The organism is Streptomyces sp. NPDC092296 (assembly GCF_044755465.1).
Lineage (GTDB): Bacteria > Actinomycetota > Actinomycetes > Streptomycetales > Streptomycetaceae > Peterkaempfera.
This window is the reverse complement of record NZ_JBIVRB010000017.1, coordinates 1-13914: the sequence shown is the minus strand read 5'-3', so window position 1 is coordinate 13914 and position 13914 is coordinate 1. Positions and strand designations below refer to the sequence as shown.

Annotated in this window: 18 protein-coding genes; 13 read left to right on the top strand and 5 right to left on the bottom strand. The window is 71.8% G+C overall.

Going from position 1 to position 13914, the window contains the following annotated elements; genetic code table 11:
* Positions 1–63: 63 nt before the first annotated feature.
* Genes ACIQGZ_RS25845 through ACIQGZ_RS25835 form a run of 3 tightly spaced genes read left to right on the top strand, consistent with a single transcriptional unit; the run spans position 64 to position 2047 of the window.
* Positions 64–867 carry a glycosyltransferase gene (locus tag ACIQGZ_RS25845; RefSeq protein ID WP_402606083.1) on the top strand — a complete coding sequence of 268 codons (804 nt, stop codon included), beginning with the start codon at positions 64–66 and terminating at the stop codon, positions 865–867.
* Positions 861–1910, top strand: a complete 1050-nt coding sequence (locus tag ACIQGZ_RS25840) for a hypothetical protein (RefSeq protein WP_402606081.1) — start codon at positions 861–863, stop codon at positions 1908–1910. The genes ACIQGZ_RS25845 and ACIQGZ_RS25840 overlap by 7 nt, the downstream gene beginning before the upstream one ends.
* A complete protein-coding gene (locus ACIQGZ_RS25835; RefSeq protein ID WP_402606078.1) occupies positions 1907–2047 on the top strand; it encodes a hypothetical protein in 141 nt (46 codons plus the stop codon). The genes ACIQGZ_RS25840 and ACIQGZ_RS25835 overlap by 4 nt, the downstream gene beginning before the upstream one ends.
* Before the next feature lie 52 nt (positions 2048–2099).
* On the opposite strand, the gene ACIQGZ_RS25830 is transcribed toward ACIQGZ_RS25835, so the two are convergent.
* A complete protein-coding gene (locus tag ACIQGZ_RS25830) occupies positions 2100–3236 on the bottom strand; it encodes an FAD-dependent oxidoreductase (protein ID WP_402606076.1) in 1137 nt (378 codons plus the stop codon).
* 83 nt (positions 3237–3319) lie between these two features.
* Between ACIQGZ_RS25830 and ACIQGZ_RS25825 the strand changes: the two genes are divergently transcribed.
* On the top strand, positions 3320–3991 hold the full coding sequence (locus ACIQGZ_RS25825; RefSeq protein ID WP_402606073.1) for a TetR/AcrR family transcriptional regulator: 672 nt from the start codon (positions 3320–3322) through the stop codon (positions 3989–3991).
* Positions 3992–4125: 134 nt separating this feature from the next.
* Positions 4126–4878: a class I SAM-dependent methyltransferase gene (locus ACIQGZ_RS25820; RefSeq protein WP_402606070.1), complete on the top strand. Its 753-nt coding sequence runs from the start codon at positions 4126–4128 to the stop codon at positions 4876–4878.
* A 138-nt stretch (positions 4879–5016) separates the two neighbouring features.
* Here the strand turns inward: ACIQGZ_RS25820 and ACIQGZ_RS25815 are convergent, their stop codons facing one another.
* Entirely contained in the window at positions 5017–5481 is a 465-nt protein-coding gene (locus ACIQGZ_RS25815; RefSeq protein WP_402606068.1) for a hypothetical protein, read from the bottom strand.
* Positions 5482–5498: 17 nt separating this feature from the next.
* Positions 5499–6020 (bottom strand): hypothetical protein, encoded by a 522-nt coding sequence (locus tag ACIQGZ_RS25810; protein ID WP_402606065.1) that lies wholly within the window; start codon positions 6018–6020, stop codon positions 5499–5501.
* Between the two features lie 740 nt (positions 6021–6760).
* Between ACIQGZ_RS25810 and ACIQGZ_RS25805 the strand changes: the two genes are divergently transcribed.
* The 3 genes from ACIQGZ_RS25805 to ACIQGZ_RS25795 all read left to right on the top strand — a co-directional run bounded on the left by ACIQGZ_RS25805 (position 6761) and on the right by ACIQGZ_RS25795 (position 8760).
* Positions 6761–7423 carry a hypothetical protein gene (locus ACIQGZ_RS25805; protein WP_402606063.1) on the top strand — a complete coding sequence of 221 codons (663 nt, stop codon included), beginning with the start codon at positions 6761–6763 and terminating at the stop codon, positions 7421–7423.
* Positions 7424–7489: 66 nt separating this feature from the next.
* Positions 7490–8014: a SigE family RNA polymerase sigma factor gene (locus tag ACIQGZ_RS25800; RefSeq protein ID WP_402606061.1), complete on the top strand. Its 525-nt coding sequence runs from the start codon at positions 7490–7492 to the stop codon at positions 8012–8014.
* Positions 8011–8760 carry a hypothetical protein gene (locus tag ACIQGZ_RS25795; RefSeq protein WP_402606059.1) on the top strand — a complete coding sequence of 250 codons (750 nt, stop codon included), beginning with the start codon at positions 8011–8013 and terminating at the stop codon, positions 8758–8760. The genes ACIQGZ_RS25800 and ACIQGZ_RS25795 overlap by 4 nt, the downstream gene beginning before the upstream one ends.
* Before the next feature lie 246 nt (positions 8761–9006).
* Here the strand turns inward: ACIQGZ_RS25795 and ACIQGZ_RS25790 are convergent, their stop codons facing one another.
* The gene (locus ACIQGZ_RS25790; protein ID WP_402606057.1) at positions 9007–9498 is read right to left on the bottom strand and encodes a MarR family winged helix-turn-helix transcriptional regulator; all 492 of its coding nucleotides are present in this window, start codon (positions 9496–9498) and stop codon (positions 9007–9009) included.
* 58 nt (positions 9499–9556) lie between these two features.
* On the opposite strand from ACIQGZ_RS25790, the gene ACIQGZ_RS25785 reads away from it, so the two are divergent.
* From ACIQGZ_RS25785 to ACIQGZ_RS25775, 3 genes are all read left to right on the top strand, one after another.
* Positions 9557–10432 carry an alpha/beta fold hydrolase gene (locus ACIQGZ_RS25785; protein ID WP_402606054.1) on the top strand — a complete coding sequence of 292 codons (876 nt, stop codon included), beginning with the start codon at positions 9557–9559 and terminating at the stop codon, positions 10430–10432.
* 226 nt (positions 10433–10658) lie between these two features.
* Positions 10659–10979: a hypothetical protein gene (locus ACIQGZ_RS25780; RefSeq protein WP_402606052.1), complete on the top strand. Its 321-nt coding sequence runs from the start codon at positions 10659–10661 to the stop codon at positions 10977–10979.
* Positions 10976–11485, top strand: coding sequence for a hypothetical protein (locus tag ACIQGZ_RS25775; protein ID WP_402606050.1), 510 nt, complete (start codon positions 10976–10978; stop codon positions 11483–11485). The genes ACIQGZ_RS25780 and ACIQGZ_RS25775 overlap by 4 nt, the downstream gene beginning before the upstream one ends.
* Before the next feature lie 11 nt (positions 11486–11496).
* Here the strand turns inward: ACIQGZ_RS25775 and ACIQGZ_RS25770 are convergent, their stop codons facing one another.
* Complete coding sequence (locus ACIQGZ_RS25770; protein ID WP_402606047.1) at positions 11497–12096, bottom strand: TetR/AcrR family transcriptional regulator C-terminal ligand-binding domain-containing protein; 600 nt, start codon at positions 12094–12096, stop codon at positions 11497–11499.
* Between the two features lie 94 nt (positions 12097–12190).
* On the opposite strand from ACIQGZ_RS25770, the gene ACIQGZ_RS25765 reads away from it, so the two are divergent.
* Both ACIQGZ_RS25765 and ACIQGZ_RS25760 read left to right on the top strand, forming a co-directional pair.
* Positions 12191–12937 carry an SDR family oxidoreductase gene (locus ACIQGZ_RS25765; protein WP_402606044.1) on the top strand — a complete coding sequence of 249 codons (747 nt, stop codon included), beginning with the start codon at positions 12191–12193 and terminating at the stop codon, positions 12935–12937.
* A gap of 64 nt (positions 12938–13001) precedes the next feature.
* Positions 13002–13496, top strand: a complete 495-nt coding sequence (locus ACIQGZ_RS25760) for an NUDIX domain-containing protein (RefSeq protein ID WP_402606041.1) — start codon at positions 13002–13004, stop codon at positions 13494–13496.
* Positions 13497–13914: the final 418 nt, after the last annotated feature.

The following is a 13914-nucleotide window of genomic DNA, read 5'->3' as shown; positions in this document are numbered from 1 at the left end:
CTTGAGTGGACCCGGATACCCGTCCGACTGGAGGACGTCCCACCGGGCTCGCGCACCGCCCGCATGCTGGCTTCCAACGGCTACGACCTGCTCATCGCCGGCCACGAGTACCCCAGCCTGCCCGCTTGGCGGCGCATCCAGGAGACGCTGGGCTGCGACGTCGCCACCTTCCAGCACGACCGCGACTTCCAGCACACGCCCGACGCCTTCGACGGTGTCCGCGACCGCCTGTACTGCTACTCCCCCGAGATGCTCAGCCGCTACGCCACGCATCTCCCGATCCAGGACCTGGCCGTCCACCTGGGCTTGGCAGAGCAGGAACCACCTGCTGTCCACGGCCGGGACCTCGTCTGGCTCGGACGCATCGACGAACAGAAGGCTCCGCACATCGCCGTGCGCGCCGCCCGGCTACTGCGGCGCCGTATCCGCCTCGTCGGCCCCGTCTTCGACAACGACTACGTCCGCCGGCACGCCCGGCTCTTCGACGCCGACCACGTGGAATGGGTCGGTGAACTCGGCGGCCCGGACAAGACCGCAGCGATCCACAGTGCCACCACCTTCGTCTACACCTACGCCCGCGACTACGTCGAAGCCGGAGCTGCGGTCTTCGGCGAGGCCCTCCGCGCCGGCACGCCCGTTGCCGCCCTCACCTGGCGCGACGGCACCTGCGCCCAAGCCGCCCTCTGCCCGGACACCGGGGCCACCGCTGTCCTGCCGCCCGAAGCCGACGACGAGACCGCCGCGAGGACCCTTGCTGACGCGATTGCGCGCACGGATCACCTCGACGCCGTCGCGGTCCAGGAGATCGGACTGCGCCGATTCGACCCGCGACGCCACTTCCGGGTCCTCGCGGCGCGTCCGTGCTGACGGCCCCCGGCCCGGCCGGCATCCATCACCTGCTGCGCAGGACCCTCGGACCGGCCTGGGATTTCATCAGCGACGGTGACCACCTGGAGGTCCGTCACCGTGACCACGGCACGCCCTATCGGCCGCCCCGACGGCTGCTTCCGTGGGCGGAACTCCTCTCGGTGCTTGAGGACGCCTTCGCGGAGCAGGGCGTCCTACGAGTGCCCGTCCTTCCGCTGCGCTGGGGCCGAGAAACCGAACTCACCATCTCCGCCATCCAGGCCATGGACCCCGTCCTCAAGGACGGCCGCACGACCCCGTACCGCCAGGGCTTCATCCCCCAGCCCGTCGTCCGGCTCACCGCCGAGCGGCTGCCCACCGGGGCGCTCGCTGACGGCTTTCTGACCTCCTTCGTCAACACATCCCGTGTGGAGCTGATCCCAGACGTCAAGGCATACGCGACGGCCTTCGACGAGTTGCTCACCGTCCTGTCCCGCCTGGGTCTGCACGCCCGCCACGTCAGCTTCCACGGCCGACTCGCCGTCTGGCGCCGCCGCCAGGTCGAGGGCGTCAGCCTCCATTTCCACCACGCCGACATGCCCGTGGGGGACCTGGTTCTGCTGTGGAACATCGACCGCCCGGATCGCCTCATCCTTGACCTCGGCACGTCCCTCGAACGATTGGCGTGGGCCCGGAGCCGAACCTCCTGGTGCGAGCTGATCTTCGGCCGCCTTGCGACGGCCGCCCCGTTCGATGTCCTGGACACGCTCCGCACCGCCACACTGCTCATCGGCAACGGCATCGATCCGACAGCCCGGGGAGCGGGGAGCATCACACGGAGACTGCTCCGCCAGATGCCCACAGGCACGGTGATCCCAAGCATGTGCCGAGTCGTCCGCGAGAACCTCCTCTTCTGGAACCTCATGCAGCCGGCACAACGGTGCTGGCCGGACGTGGCGACGATCATGGAGCGCGAGCATGCCCGTGCCACCGGAGCGGCAGCGTCTCCGAGGTCGTCGGCTATGCCGGTGCCTTCGACTACTCCTCCGGCAGCGGCTCGGTGACCCGGCAGTTCACCTTCCGCGTCACCGTCGAGCAGCGCGAGCCGGTCGTCCTCACCGAGCACGACGCCTCGACCTGGGCGGCCCCGGCCGACCCGCCGGCCGTCAGTGACGAGACCTGGGCACTCCTCACCGGCTGAGCGGCCGTGCGTTCCCCGGTCGCGGTCGTACCGGGTGCGTCGGCGGTGTGGCTCAGGACTGCTCCTGGGGGCCGCCGGTGAAGAAGTCGATGAAGCCGTACGGTGCGCGGTCACCGAGGGAGAGGTCCAGGATCTCGTGCGCGTCCGCGTAGAAGCCCTCGCAGCGCGGGAACAGCGCCTCCTCGTAGGCGGTGAGCGCCGCTTCGGGGTCGCCGGGGTGGGCGGCGATGGCCTTGCCGAGTTCGGCGCCGTCGAACATCGCCAGGTTCGCGCCGTCGCCGGACGGGGGCATCAGGTGCGCGGCGTCACCGAGGAGCGTCACCCCGGGCACGCGGTCCCAGCGGTGTCCGTCCGGGAGGGTGTGGATCATGCGCGCGACCGGAGGGGTCTCGCCGTCGGTGATCAGCGCGGTGAGGTGCGGGGCCCAGCCGTCGAACTCGGCTGCGACCCGGGCGCTTGCGGCGGCGGCGTCGGTGAAGTCGATGCCGGCGATCCACTCGGCGGAGCGGTTCAGCTCGACGTAGGTGTGCAGGATGTCCCCCGCCTCGCGGTGCGCGACGATCCCCTTGCCCGGTGTGAGCGCGCACATGGCGCCGGCGCCGACCGCCGCAGCCGTCGCGGGGTGCCGCTTGTCGACGTCGTACAGGTAGGTTTCGATGAATGTCGTGCCGATGTATTCGGGCCTGGCAGCCGAGAGCAGCGGCCTGACCCTCGACCAGGCGCCGTCGGCGCCGACGAGGAGGCTGCTGGTCACGGTCGAGCCGTCGGCGAAGGCCAGTTCATGGCGGCCGTCGCCGAGGGGCCGGATGCCGGTGACCTTGCGTCCCCACTGGACCGTCCCGTCGGGCAGGGAGTCGAGCAGGACGCGGCGCAGGTCGCCGCGGAGCACCTCGGGACGCGCGGCCGTGCCGTCGTCGGGGATGTCGAGCAGCACCGTGCCGTGCTGGTCGAGTACGCGCGCCGCCTCGGCGCCCTCGTGGATGATCGCGCGGAACTCGTCGGTGAGGTCGGCGTCCGCGAGCGCGCGCTGCCCGTCGGCCGCGTGGATGTCGAGCCGGCCGCCCTGGGTGCGGGACTCGGCCGAGGGGTCGGCCTCGTAGACCGTGGCGGGGATGCCGTGGACGTGGAGGACGCGCGCGAGGGTGAGGCCGCCGAGGCCCGCGCCGACGATCGTGATCGGTGTCGTCATGGTGATTCCTTCCGGAACAGGATTGGAACGCTGTTCCATCCGCCATGTTGGAACAGCGTTCCAGGCATGTCAAACTGGTGGACATGGCGACCAGGGCACAGCGGGCCGAACGGCGCACGGACGCGCTCTCGAAGGAGCGCATCGTGGAGGCCGCGATCGAGATCCTCGACACCGGCGGCGAGAGCGCCCTGACCTTCCGCGCGCTCGCGGCCCGCCTGGCCACCGGGAGCGGGGCGATCTACTGGCACGTCGCCAACAAGGACGACCTGCTCGCGGCGGCCACCAACGACGTCATCGCCCGTGTCGTGACGGACGTGGCCGGTGACGCGGAGCCCCGGGAAGCGATCCGCGCCGTGGCCCTGGGGGTGTTCGACGCGATCGACGCACACGCCTGGGTGGGCACCCAGCTCGCCCGCGCGCCGTGGCCGACCGCGATGCCGCAGATCTTCGAAGGCATCGGCGGCCAGCTCCAAGCCCTCGGCGTGCCCGAACGGGCGCAGTTCGACGCCGCGTCCGCCCTCGTGAACTACACCCTCGGCGTCGCCGGGCAGAACGCTGCCAACGCCCGCCTGCACGCGCACGGGACCGACCGAGTGGCCTTCCTCAGCGCGGCCGCCGCACGGTGGGCGCAGCTCGATCCCGCGCGGTACCCGTTCGTACACCAGGTGGCGGCGCAGCTGCCCGAGCACGACGACCGCGAGCAGTTCCTCGCCGGGATCGACCTCATCCTGGCCGGCATCGAAGCCACCCGCTGACCGGTACCCGCCGTGCGGGGACGTACGGCGTGGCGGTCCTGGGCGTTGCCGGATTCAGGGCGGGCATGCGGTCAAGCGGTGTCTGTCCCGCCGTCAGCTCTGCCGGGCTCGCCGGTGTCTGGGAGGATCGGCGCATGAGCGGAGAGCTGGCGCGGGACCGGGGCGAGCACGTGCGGCGTACGCGGGAGGCGTACGACCGGCTGGCGCCGGTGTGGGCCGCGACGACCGACGACGGCGCGTACAACGGGCACCTGGAGCGGCCGGCGCTGCGCTCGCTGGTGCCGCCGGACCTGCGGGGTTCCGTGGTGCTGGACGCGGGGTGCGGTGCCGGCGCCCAGGCCGAATGGCTGCTGGACCAGGGCGGCGAGGTCGTCGGGGTCGACCTGAGCCCGGCCATGGTCGAACAGGCCCGGCTCCGCTGCGCCGGGCGCGGCCGGTTCCTGGTCGCGGACCTGGCGGAGCCGCTGCCCCTCGGACCCGCGTCGGTCGACGGCATCACCTGCTCGCTCACGCTGCACTACCTCAGGGACTGGACGGTCGCGCTGCGGTCCTTCGCCCGGGTGCTGCGGCCCGGCGGCTGGGTCGTGCTCTCCCTCGACCACCCCTTCGGCCCGCCGCTGCCCGGCCGGCAGGGCGGCTACTTCGAAACGGAGCTGGTGAGCGACACCTGGCGCAAGGCCGACGTCGAGGTCACCCAGCACTTCTGGCGCCGGCCGCTGGCCGCGACCGTCGACGCCTTCGCCGAAGCGGGCTTCGCCGTCGACCGGGTGGTCGAACCGCAGCCCTCGCCGGAGGCCCTGCGCCGCTTCCCCGTCGAACTCGGCGGCCTCGTCGGCGTCCCCGTCTTCATCGTCTACCGGCTGCGGCTGCGGCTGCCGACCGGCTGACCGCCGGTACCTCCGGCAACTGCTCGCTGCCCCGGCGGTTCGGCGGACCCGGGCGCGCCGCCGACCGCCGGCGACGCGCCCGGGGCACTCCTCACCCGCTGACCGGCCCGGGTCGGTGCGGGAGCGAGGGGCCGGATCTCACCCCAGGCTGATCACGGCGATCCGCCAGGCGGTCTTCGGATCGGCCGTGACCTTCCAGTCGAGGCTTGTGAAATTGGCTCGCGGAACTTCCCCGCCGAATACGTTGCTGTTGCCGGCGGCGTCGCAACTGCCACCGACATGGACCTTCCCGTCGCTCTCGAATGTCATCCGGCCAGGGCCGGCACAGCTCCAGGTGACTTTGAGCGCGGTGGCCGAACGCGGCATCCCCCGGAGGTCGAGGGCGGCCGATCCCGCTCCGGTCCCGTGGTAGAGGACCTTGGCGCCGAGCGGCACGGCGCTGTCCATGGGGTCGGGCAGCCGTGGTGCGGCCGGGGCGCTTGCCACCGCGCTCGGCGGGGAAGCGGGCGGCGCGGCGGCCGGCTTCCCCCCGGTGCATCCGGCGAGAGCGAGGACTGCTGACAGTGCTGCGCCCACAGTGACGGCTCTCGCGGTCGTGCGCATGGGGTGCTCCTCGCGGTTCAGGAATGGGCCACGTAAGGAGTCTGGGCCGGCAGCTTTGCCGTACCGGACCCCAGGGTGCTCTCGCCACTGCAATTGCCGTTGGTCCGTGTGGTCTTCCAGTTCATGGAGTACCCCTGCGAACCGATGGCGAGCCACCCGCTGGACTGGGAGCTCGGTACCTTCCACGAGCCCGACAGCGTCACCGTAGTCGTCTTCGAGTAGGCGATACTGGCGCTTATGGTCTGCTTCGCAGCCACGACGATGAGGCTCTCGTCGATCTCCCCGGACCCACTCACGGTGCCGGTCAGGACACTTCCCGCAGCGGCCGAAACCGTCAGCGTCGTACCCGAGTCCCCATAGACGATTTTGCCGGGGTCGGGCACGAAGACCGCCTTGCTGTTGGAGACGGTCGTGGAGAGGTCCGGCGGGCAGGCGTGGGGCTTTACGGTGCCGGCGAATGATGCCGGTGCCTGAGCGCTCAGCGCCAGCACGACGATTGATCCGACAGCTGCCACGCGAGCGGCGTTTATGCCCTTCATTTATTTCCCTTTGTTCCTGTCAGGGATCATCAATCATCTCGTGGGGGTCTCCCGCGTGTCCCTGACATGTCAAACCTTAGGGTCCGCAGAGGCCAAAGGAAGGGCTGGCAGTAGGGGATATTTGTGACCTGCATCACAGGGGATATTCACTTCGTACAGTATCTATGATTTCCGTCCGATGAAATGGGTAGTTGCCCGTATCGAATGCATATCTCCCGGATTCGTCGCGGCGGCCTTGTTTCCACCGCCACGACCGGCGGGGTGACTCCCGCGCCACGGCAGGCCCGGCAGCGGGTGCTCTCTGGAAGGATCGGCGCACGAGTGGAGAGTTGGCGCGGGACCGGGCGGGCACGTGCGGCGTACGCGGGAGGCGTACCACCGGCTGGCGCCGGTGTGGGCCGCTGCCGCGAGCCGATGACCGGACGCGGCTAATCGCCCGTGAGCCGCAGATAGCTGCCCGGTGCTGCCGCGCGGGCATCGGGCAGTTCGGTGAGGTTGTGGAGGGGAGCCGCCTGGGGGCCGTCGGTGTGGTGCCGTGACAGGGCGGCGACTTCACGGGAGGACGGCCTGTGCTTGCTGCTCGTTGAGCGGGGGGTGCCCCGGGCGCGGGTCGCTGATTCGCAGCACCGTCCGGCCGAGAAAAGTCGCCGCAGGTGTCACCCGGGTCGGTGGTGGACGGCGTTGTAAGGGGTGGAGAGGCGCCCTCCGCACCTACTGGATCTGCCGCAAGGAGTTCATCCATGATCCGGATGATCCGGACGAAGAAGTACCTGGTTGCCGCTTGCGCGGTGGCCGCCTTGGCCGGTGCCCCCACCGGGGCGTTCGCCCTCGGCACTCCCGATGTGGCGGCGCCGCTCTCCGCCGGGCACTCGGGGGCCGCCGCGCACTCGGGGGCCGCCGGGAACGAAGGGGCGGTCAAGGTGGTGGCCCCGGGGGAGAAGGTCCCGATCGGCGGTGGGGCGACGCTGTGGCTGACGGAGGACGGTCGGCAGTGCGTCCGGCAGCCGGGGTCGGCCGAGGCGCGGTGCAACACCGCGAGCAGGAGCAGGCCCTGGGTGGTGATGACCTTCGTCAGCTCGGGCAGTGACGGCCGCACCACGATCGCGGGCTCCTTCACCGCTGGGGACGCTCCGGCTCGGATCAGCGCGCGTACGCTCAACGGGGTTGCCGAAGGCACCGTGGTGACCTTGGCCGGGAACCCCGGCTGGGGTGCCTGGTACGCCGATGCCGGCATCGGTGGCGCCTCCCGGTCGCCTCTCAAGGGTTCCAGGATCTTCCTGCGCGGCCTCACCCTCTACGGTGTCGACGGCCGGGCCATGGTGTCGTTCGAGGAGGGCAAGCACATCGTTCCTCGGGGGAAGACCCCGGACGGAGAAGTGACGGTCGCGTCCCCCACCCCCTGATCCCTCCAGGGGCGGGGGCCGACCCGGGCCCCCGCCCCCCTTCTGGTGCCCTGAGGACGGCTGTCCGTGAAGCCCGTACTTGATGACGACGGCGATTTCGCCCAGTTCGCCACCACACGCTGGAACCGGCTGCTGCGCATCGCCTACATGCTCACCGGTGACTTCCACGACGCCGAGGACCTGGTGCAGATCACGCTGGTCAAGGTGTGCGACCACTGGCGGCGCCTCCCCAAGGCGGAGATCGACCTCTACGTCCGCCGCGCGCTGATCAACAACCACCGAAGTCGCCTGCGCAAAAGACGCGTCACCCAGTTCCTGACCTCGCTGGTGCCCGAGCCCGCCCACCACGGACACACCGAGACCGCCGAGCACCGCGTCGCCCTGGTCCAGGCGCTGGACTCACTGACCGTCAGGCAACGCGCGGCGGTGATCCTTCGCTACTGGGACGACATGAGCGAACAGGAGACCGCCGAGATCCTCGGCTGCTCACCCAACACGGTCAAGGTCCACACCCGCCGTGCCCTGGCCGCCCTGCGCGCCCACCCCGCCCTGGCCGCCTACGCCCCCATCCTCACCGGAGAGATGCCATGACCTCCACCGCCGAGGCCGAGCAGTTGCGCCGGGCCCTGGACGACTTCGCCGGCACCACCCCCGCCGCCCCCCTCCGGATGGAACGCATCCTGTGGGCGGTCCGCAGGCGGCGGGCCCGCCGCCGCGCCGCAGGCATCGCCGCCGGCTGCGGCCTCCTCCTCACCCCGCTGGCCCTGCTCGCCGGCGCGGGCGGTCCTGCATCGACCACGGTCTCGCCGGCCGCTCCCCGGGGCGCCGCCGGTCCTCGCATCGTGGGACCCGGGGAGAAGATCACCGTCGGGAGGGGCATCACCATGCGGCTGACCGAGGACGGCAGGCAGTGCGTGCGGCAGCCCGGGGAAATCGAGCCGTTCTGCAACCGTGTCGCTGGCCCCGGGTCCGGCGGCGCGAACAAGTTCACCCTCAGCTGGGACCAGAACCGCCGGGCCATCCTGACCGGCAGCTTCGGCGGCACGATCACCCCCGCCCAGGTGGTGGTCCGCACCCGCAGCGGCAGCTACGAAGGCAGGCTGGTGACGCTGGCCGGTCGGCCCGACTGGGGGGCCTGGTACGCCGACGCCGGTGTCAGCGACGCCTCCCCGGCCGACCTCGAGAAGAGCCCGGCCTTCCTGCGAAGCGTGACCCTCTACGACGCCAACGGCGAGATCATCGCCGGATACGTCGGCACCGGCCCCGAGCCCAACGCCATCGGCGGAATGAGCCTCCAGCTCACCGGCGCACTCACCGGCACACCCGAGAGCCCCTGACACCGGATCGCCACGGAGCGCGACCGCTGCCGGCCCAGGGTGCGTATCGAGTCATGATCAGCGGGTCGTTCGGGTGAGGTCTTCGATCCAGATCAGCGAGGCGCACAGGTGGCGGCCGGCGAGGCGGCTCTCCGGGGTCTGGTCGTACCGGATGGCTCTGCCCCGCCGGGCTTTCAGCTTGTCGATCAGGCGCTCGACGGCCTTCCGCCCCTTGGAGGGGCGGCGTGGCCCGCTCCTGAAGCCCTGCTAGCAGGGCGGCGGTTCGGCGTTGGAGAGGTCGACGTCGTCGAAGAGTTCCAGCATCCGGCCCAGCACCCGGACGCAGGCGGCGACGTCCGTACCGGTGAGGTCGCCGGACGCCTGGCGCAGCAGGGCGTGCTCGCGGGCGGTGACGGCGGTGATCGCCGCGTGGCCGTCGTCGGTCAGCCGGATCAGCGAGGAGCGTTGATGCGCGGGGTTGGGGATGCTCTCGACCAGCTTCCGCGCGGCGGCGTCGTTGACCATCCGCTGGACGAACTGGCGGCTCAGCGACTGGGCGCGGCCCAGCTGCGGGACGGTCATCGGGCCGTGCGCGCGCAGCAGGTCCAGCACGGCGCGGACGCCGACGGAGAGGCCCTGGGCGGCGTCCTGCTCGATCTTGCGCTGGACGCGGCGGTAGAGCGGTCCGACGAGGGCGAAGACCTCCATCAGCCGTTCCGGGAGTTCGTCGGGGGAGAGGGGGCGGTCGGTCTCGGTCACCGCACCATCATGACACCTCGGTTGCCATGTGGGCGGAGGATATGACACCTTGGTTGTCATGACTGAGCCTGCCATCTCCGTCCCGGCCACCGCCGCCACGCCCGATCTCGCCACCTTCGCGTCCGACGACGGCCCGCTCGCCTACCGCGACGCCGGCCCCCGCGACGGCCGCCCGCTGGTGCTGCTGCACAGCGGCTTCGTGGACCACACCCAGTTCGACAACCTGGTCCCCGGCCTGGTCGCCCAGGGCCACCGGGTCATCGCCCCCGACGCCCGAGGCCACGGCTACTCCGCGAACGCGAGCAAGCCCTTCCGTCAGGCCGACGACCTCGCCGCCCTGCTGCGCCACCTCGACCTCGGCACTCCGGCGGTCCTGGTCGGCGTCTCGCTGGGCGGGCTCATCGCCATCGACACCGCGATCGAGCACCCCGGACTCGTCCGGGCCCTCGTCGTCAGCGGCCGCGGCCTCGGTGAGCCCGACCTCAGCGACCCGTGGTCCGCAGCGCTTCAGGAGGCCCAGGCCAGGGCGCTCGCCACTGGCGACATCCCCGGCTGGCTGGACTGCTTCGCCCAGTGGGCGGCGGGCCCCACCCGCACCCTCGACGACCTCGACCCCGACCTCGTGCGCCACATCAAGGAGATGGCGCTGCGCACCCTGCTGAAGCACACCCCGGACGAGCCGAACCACTGCGTCCCGGTCGCGGACGTGGCCCTCCGCGCCAAGGACATCGCCGTCCCGGTCCTGGCCGTCAACTGCGCCCTCGACACGCCCGGCTGCCTCGACACCGTCGCCGCCCTGCTGGACGCCGTACCCGACGGCCGCAGCACGCAGCTGGCCGGCGCCGCCCACTACACGACGATGGAGCAGCCGGCGGAGTTCACCCGCATCCTCATGGACTTCCTGCGCGAGGTCCATGCCGGGGAAGGCCGGTAGGGGACCGGTCCAGATGGCCCGAGCCGCCACCATCCCCGCCGAGCCCAGGCGGATACCGGGATTCCGGTGTGGCCGGGCCTGCGGTGTGCTGACATAGGGCCATGGCGAATCGGACGGGTGATCAGGCGGGTGATCGGACGGGTGATCCGACGGGTGATCCGACGGCCGTGATACGACCCGCCTGCGGCGCGGTTCCCCACCGTACGTCGCGGCGCGGGAGGCGATGGTGGAGGTCCTGAAGCGGTGGGCCGTGGCGGGGCGCGTGGACTCGTACAGCGCGCTGAGCGCGGACCTCGATGCCGTCGAACACCCGGTCTGCCACCACTCGAGCACGATGAGTCGGCTCCTGGAGGAGGTCTGCCGCCAGGAGCAGCGTGCCGGGTCGCCGGTGATGCTGTCGGCCATCGTGGTCAAGGCGCGTCGGGTGCCGTCCGAGCAGTTCTTCGTCCTCGCCAAGCAGAGCCCCTTCCACCGCCAGGACCAGGCCGACTGGACGTGGGAGAAGGAGCGAGACCGGGTCTTCGCCCACTACCGGCAGGCGGGATGACGGCCCCCGAGCCGGCACCGGCGCTGACGCGGCCGGTGCTGGAGCAGCAGGGTTTCACCGGGTTCGTCACCTTCGCGGAGCTGCCGGCCGCCCCGGTCCCCGACCAGGGCGGCGTCTATGTCGTCGTACGGACCGGTGACCAGGCCCCCGTCTTCCTGCCGCACAGCACCGCCGGGTGGCGCAAGCAGCGTGACCCGGCGGTCGGCGTCGAACGGCTCGCGGCGAAGTGGGTGCCCAGCGCGGAGGTGGTCTACATCGGCAAGGCGGCGGCGGGCGCGACCGGCCGCCACGGCCTGCGGGGGCGGCTCGGGCAGTACCGCGCCCACGGGCTCGGCGGGACCAGCCACCACGGCGGGCGCTATGTCTGGCAGTTGGCGGACTCGGCCGCACTGCTGGTCGCATGGCGTACGACGCCCGGTGAGGACCCGCGCGCGGCGGAGAAGGCGCTGCTCGCCCGGTTCCGGGTGGCGTACGGGGTGCTGCCCTTCGCCAACCTCAAGGGCTGACGCACTCGGCGTCACCCCTGGATGCCACCCAGGAGGTTGCGGACCAGGGCGTCGGCGAAGGCGGTGTCGAGCGCTTCGTCCGGCAGTAGCAGGCGGTGGTAGCAGGCGCCCCAGAGCTGGTCCACGACCACCTGGGGGTCGACCTCGGCGCGGATCTGGCCGAGGTGCTGGGCTCGGGTGAGCCGGTCGACCGCGAGTCGGCGGCGCGGGTGGGTGTAGTGCGTGGCGAGGGCGGCGGCCAGGGCGGGGTCGGTCTGCGCGGCGCCGACGAGCTGGGCGATCACGGGTCCGGTGGGCGGTTCGGTGAGCAGGCCGACGAAGGAGTGGAGCTGCGCGGTGAGGTCGCGGGCTATGTCGCCGCTGTCCGCGAACGCGAGGGTGTCCTCGACGGCCGCGAAGTAGGCCTCGAAGGCCAGGGCCCCCGGTGAGGGCCACCACTTGTACAGCGTCATCTTGCTGGCGCCGGCGCGGGCGGCCACCTTCTCGAAGGTGATCTCGGCCAGTCCCGATTCGAACAGCATCGCGCCGGCGGCCTCCAGCACCGCCTGGCGCACCTGCGCGGTCGGCCGGCGGCCGCGACCGCGCCTGGGGGGCGCCTTCGACTCCTCCACCTGTGTCCTCCTCTCAAGCTTGCCGTATATGGACGATCAGTCTACAGTCATTTTATGGACGAGTAGTCCATAAAATGACAGGAGGCCGAACCCCATGGACGACACCGCAGCACCCGCCCCGCGCGCCGCAATCGTCACCGGAGCCTCCGGAGGCATCGGCCGCGCCGTCGCCGTACGCCTGGCCGCCGACGGCCTCGCCGTCGTCGTGCACTACGGCCACGACCGGACCCGCGCCCAGGACGTCGTGGCCCACATCGAGGCGGCGGGCGGGGTCGCGACCGCGATCGGCGGCGACGTCGCCGCCGAACAGGAGATGACCGCGCTCTTCGAGGCCACCGAGCAGCTGTACGGCGGCGTCGACGTGGTCGTGAACACGGCCGGCATCATGCTGCTGGCACCGATCGCGGAACTCGACCTGGCCGACTTCGACCGCATGCACCGCACCAATGTGCGCGGGACGTTCGTCGTGTCCCAACTCGCCGCCCGCACGCTGCGCCCCGGCGGCGCACTGGTCAACTTCTCCACGTCCGTGACCCGGCTCCAGCAGCCCGGCTACGGCGCGTACGCCGCCACCAAGGGCGCCGTCGAGGCGATGACGCTGATCCTGGCCCGCGAACTGCACGGCCGCGACATCACGGTGAACGCCGTCGCGCCCGGCCCGACCGCCACACCGCTGTTCCTGGACGGCAAGCCGCAGGCCGTCATCGACCACATCGCATCCCAGACCCCGCTGGAACGCCTCGGCACCCCGGCCGACATCGCCGAAGCCGTCGCCTTCCTGGCCGGGCCGGGCCGCTGGGTCAACGGCCAGGTGCTCTACGCCAACGGCGGCATCGCTTGACCTCCGCAGGCATGGCGGGCAAGGCACACCGGCCGGTTCCGCTGCGGCGCACTACCGTCCCGGTATGAGCGCATCCCACGAACCCGACCCGGCTCGCTACGACCGGTCGCTGCCCCGCAAGCGCATGGCTGCGGGCGTCCTGCTCTTCGACACTGCGGGCCGGTTTCTGCTGGTCGATCCGGTCTACAAGGACGGGTGGGAGATGCCGGGCGGCACGGTGGAGCAGGACGAGTCCCCCCGGGACGCCGCCTGCCGCGAGGTGAAGGAGGAACTCGGGCTCGTCCGCACCCCGGGCCGGTTGCTCTGCGTGGACTGGGTGGCCGCCAGGAGCGGGCGCAGCGAGGGGCTGGTCACGGTCTTCGACGGCGGTGTGCTGCCCGAGGCGTCCGTGGCGGAGATCCGCCTCCAGCCGGAGGAGTTGCGGGCGCACGCCTTCATGGACCTGACCGCCGCCCACCGGTGCCTGCCCCCGCTGCTGGCCCGCCGAGTGGCGGCAAGCCTCCGCGCGCGCGACCTGGGCGGGACGTCCTACCTGGAGAACGGCCACCCGGTCTGCTGACGCCCCGGAGACCCCGGCTACGTGGGGTCGTCGCGGTGCGGACGCGACCGGTGGGCTGCGGGTGAGGGCAGGCCGACAGCAGCGTGGACTTCGGGCTGCGGGGCGGTGAGGGCCTGTCCGGCGGAGCGCAGCAGGGCGTCGTGGATTCCGTCGGCCAGTTGCAGGCCACCGAGGTCGGCGGCGGCTTTGGCGAGCGGGGAGGCAGCCTGGAAGGCGTGCGCACCGATCAGCGGGGCGGGCGGTGGGTAGCGGTGTGGCGGGGGGGGGGGGGGGGGGCCCGCCCCCCGGGGGGGGGGGGGGGGGGGGGGGGGGGGGGGGGGGGGGGGCGGTGGTCGGGTAGCCGGTGGGTGGGTAGACGGTGCGGGCGCGGTCGGTGCCCTCCACGACGGCGAAGCGGGTGCCGTCGCGCAGCAGGCCG

Bases quoted from the DNA above. Each gene is read 5' to 3' on its own strand.
- ACIQGZ_RS25845 (WP_402606083.1), top strand. From the start codon at position 64: ATGCTGGCTTCCAACGGCTACGACCTGCTCATCGCCGGCCACGAGTAC.
- ACIQGZ_RS25830 (WP_402606076.1), bottom strand. From the start codon at position 3,236: ATGACGACACCGATCACGATCGTCGGCGCGGGCCTCGGCGGCCTCACC.
- ACIQGZ_RS25825 (WP_402606073.1), top strand. From the start codon at position 3,320: ATGGCGACCAGGGCACAGCGGGCCGAACGGCGCACGGACGCGCTCTCG.
- ACIQGZ_RS25820 (WP_402606070.1), top strand. From the start codon at position 4,126: ATGAGCGGAGAGCTGGCGCGGGACCGGGGCGAGCACGTGCGGCGTACG.
- ACIQGZ_RS25815 (WP_402606068.1), bottom strand. From the start codon at position 5,481: ATGCGCACGACCGCGAGAGCCGTCACTGTGGGCGCAGCACTGTCAGCA.
- ACIQGZ_RS25810 (WP_402606065.1), bottom strand. From the start codon at position 6,020: ATGAAGGGCATAAACGCCGCTCGCGTGGCAGCTGTCGGATCAATCGTC.
- ACIQGZ_RS25805 (WP_402606063.1), top strand. From the start codon at position 6,761: ATGATCCGGATGATCCGGACGAAGAAGTACCTGGTTGCCGCTTGCGCG.
- ACIQGZ_RS25795 (WP_402606059.1), top strand. From the start codon at position 8,011: ATGACCTCCACCGCCGAGGCCGAGCAGTTGCGCCGGGCCCTGGACGAC.
- ACIQGZ_RS25785 (WP_402606054.1), top strand. From the start codon at position 9,557: ATGACTGAGCCTGCCATCTCCGTCCCGGCCACCGCCGCCACGCCCGAT.
- ACIQGZ_RS25775 (WP_402606050.1), top strand. From the start codon at position 10,976: ATGACGGCCCCCGAGCCGGCACCGGCGCTGACGCGGCCGGTGCTGGAG.
- ACIQGZ_RS25765 (WP_402606044.1), top strand. From the start codon at position 12,191: ATGGACGACACCGCAGCACCCGCCCCGCGCGCCGCAATCGTCACCGGA.
- ACIQGZ_RS25760 (WP_402606041.1), top strand. From the start codon at position 13,002: ATGAGCGCATCCCACGAACCCGACCCGGCTCGCTACGACCGGTCGCTG.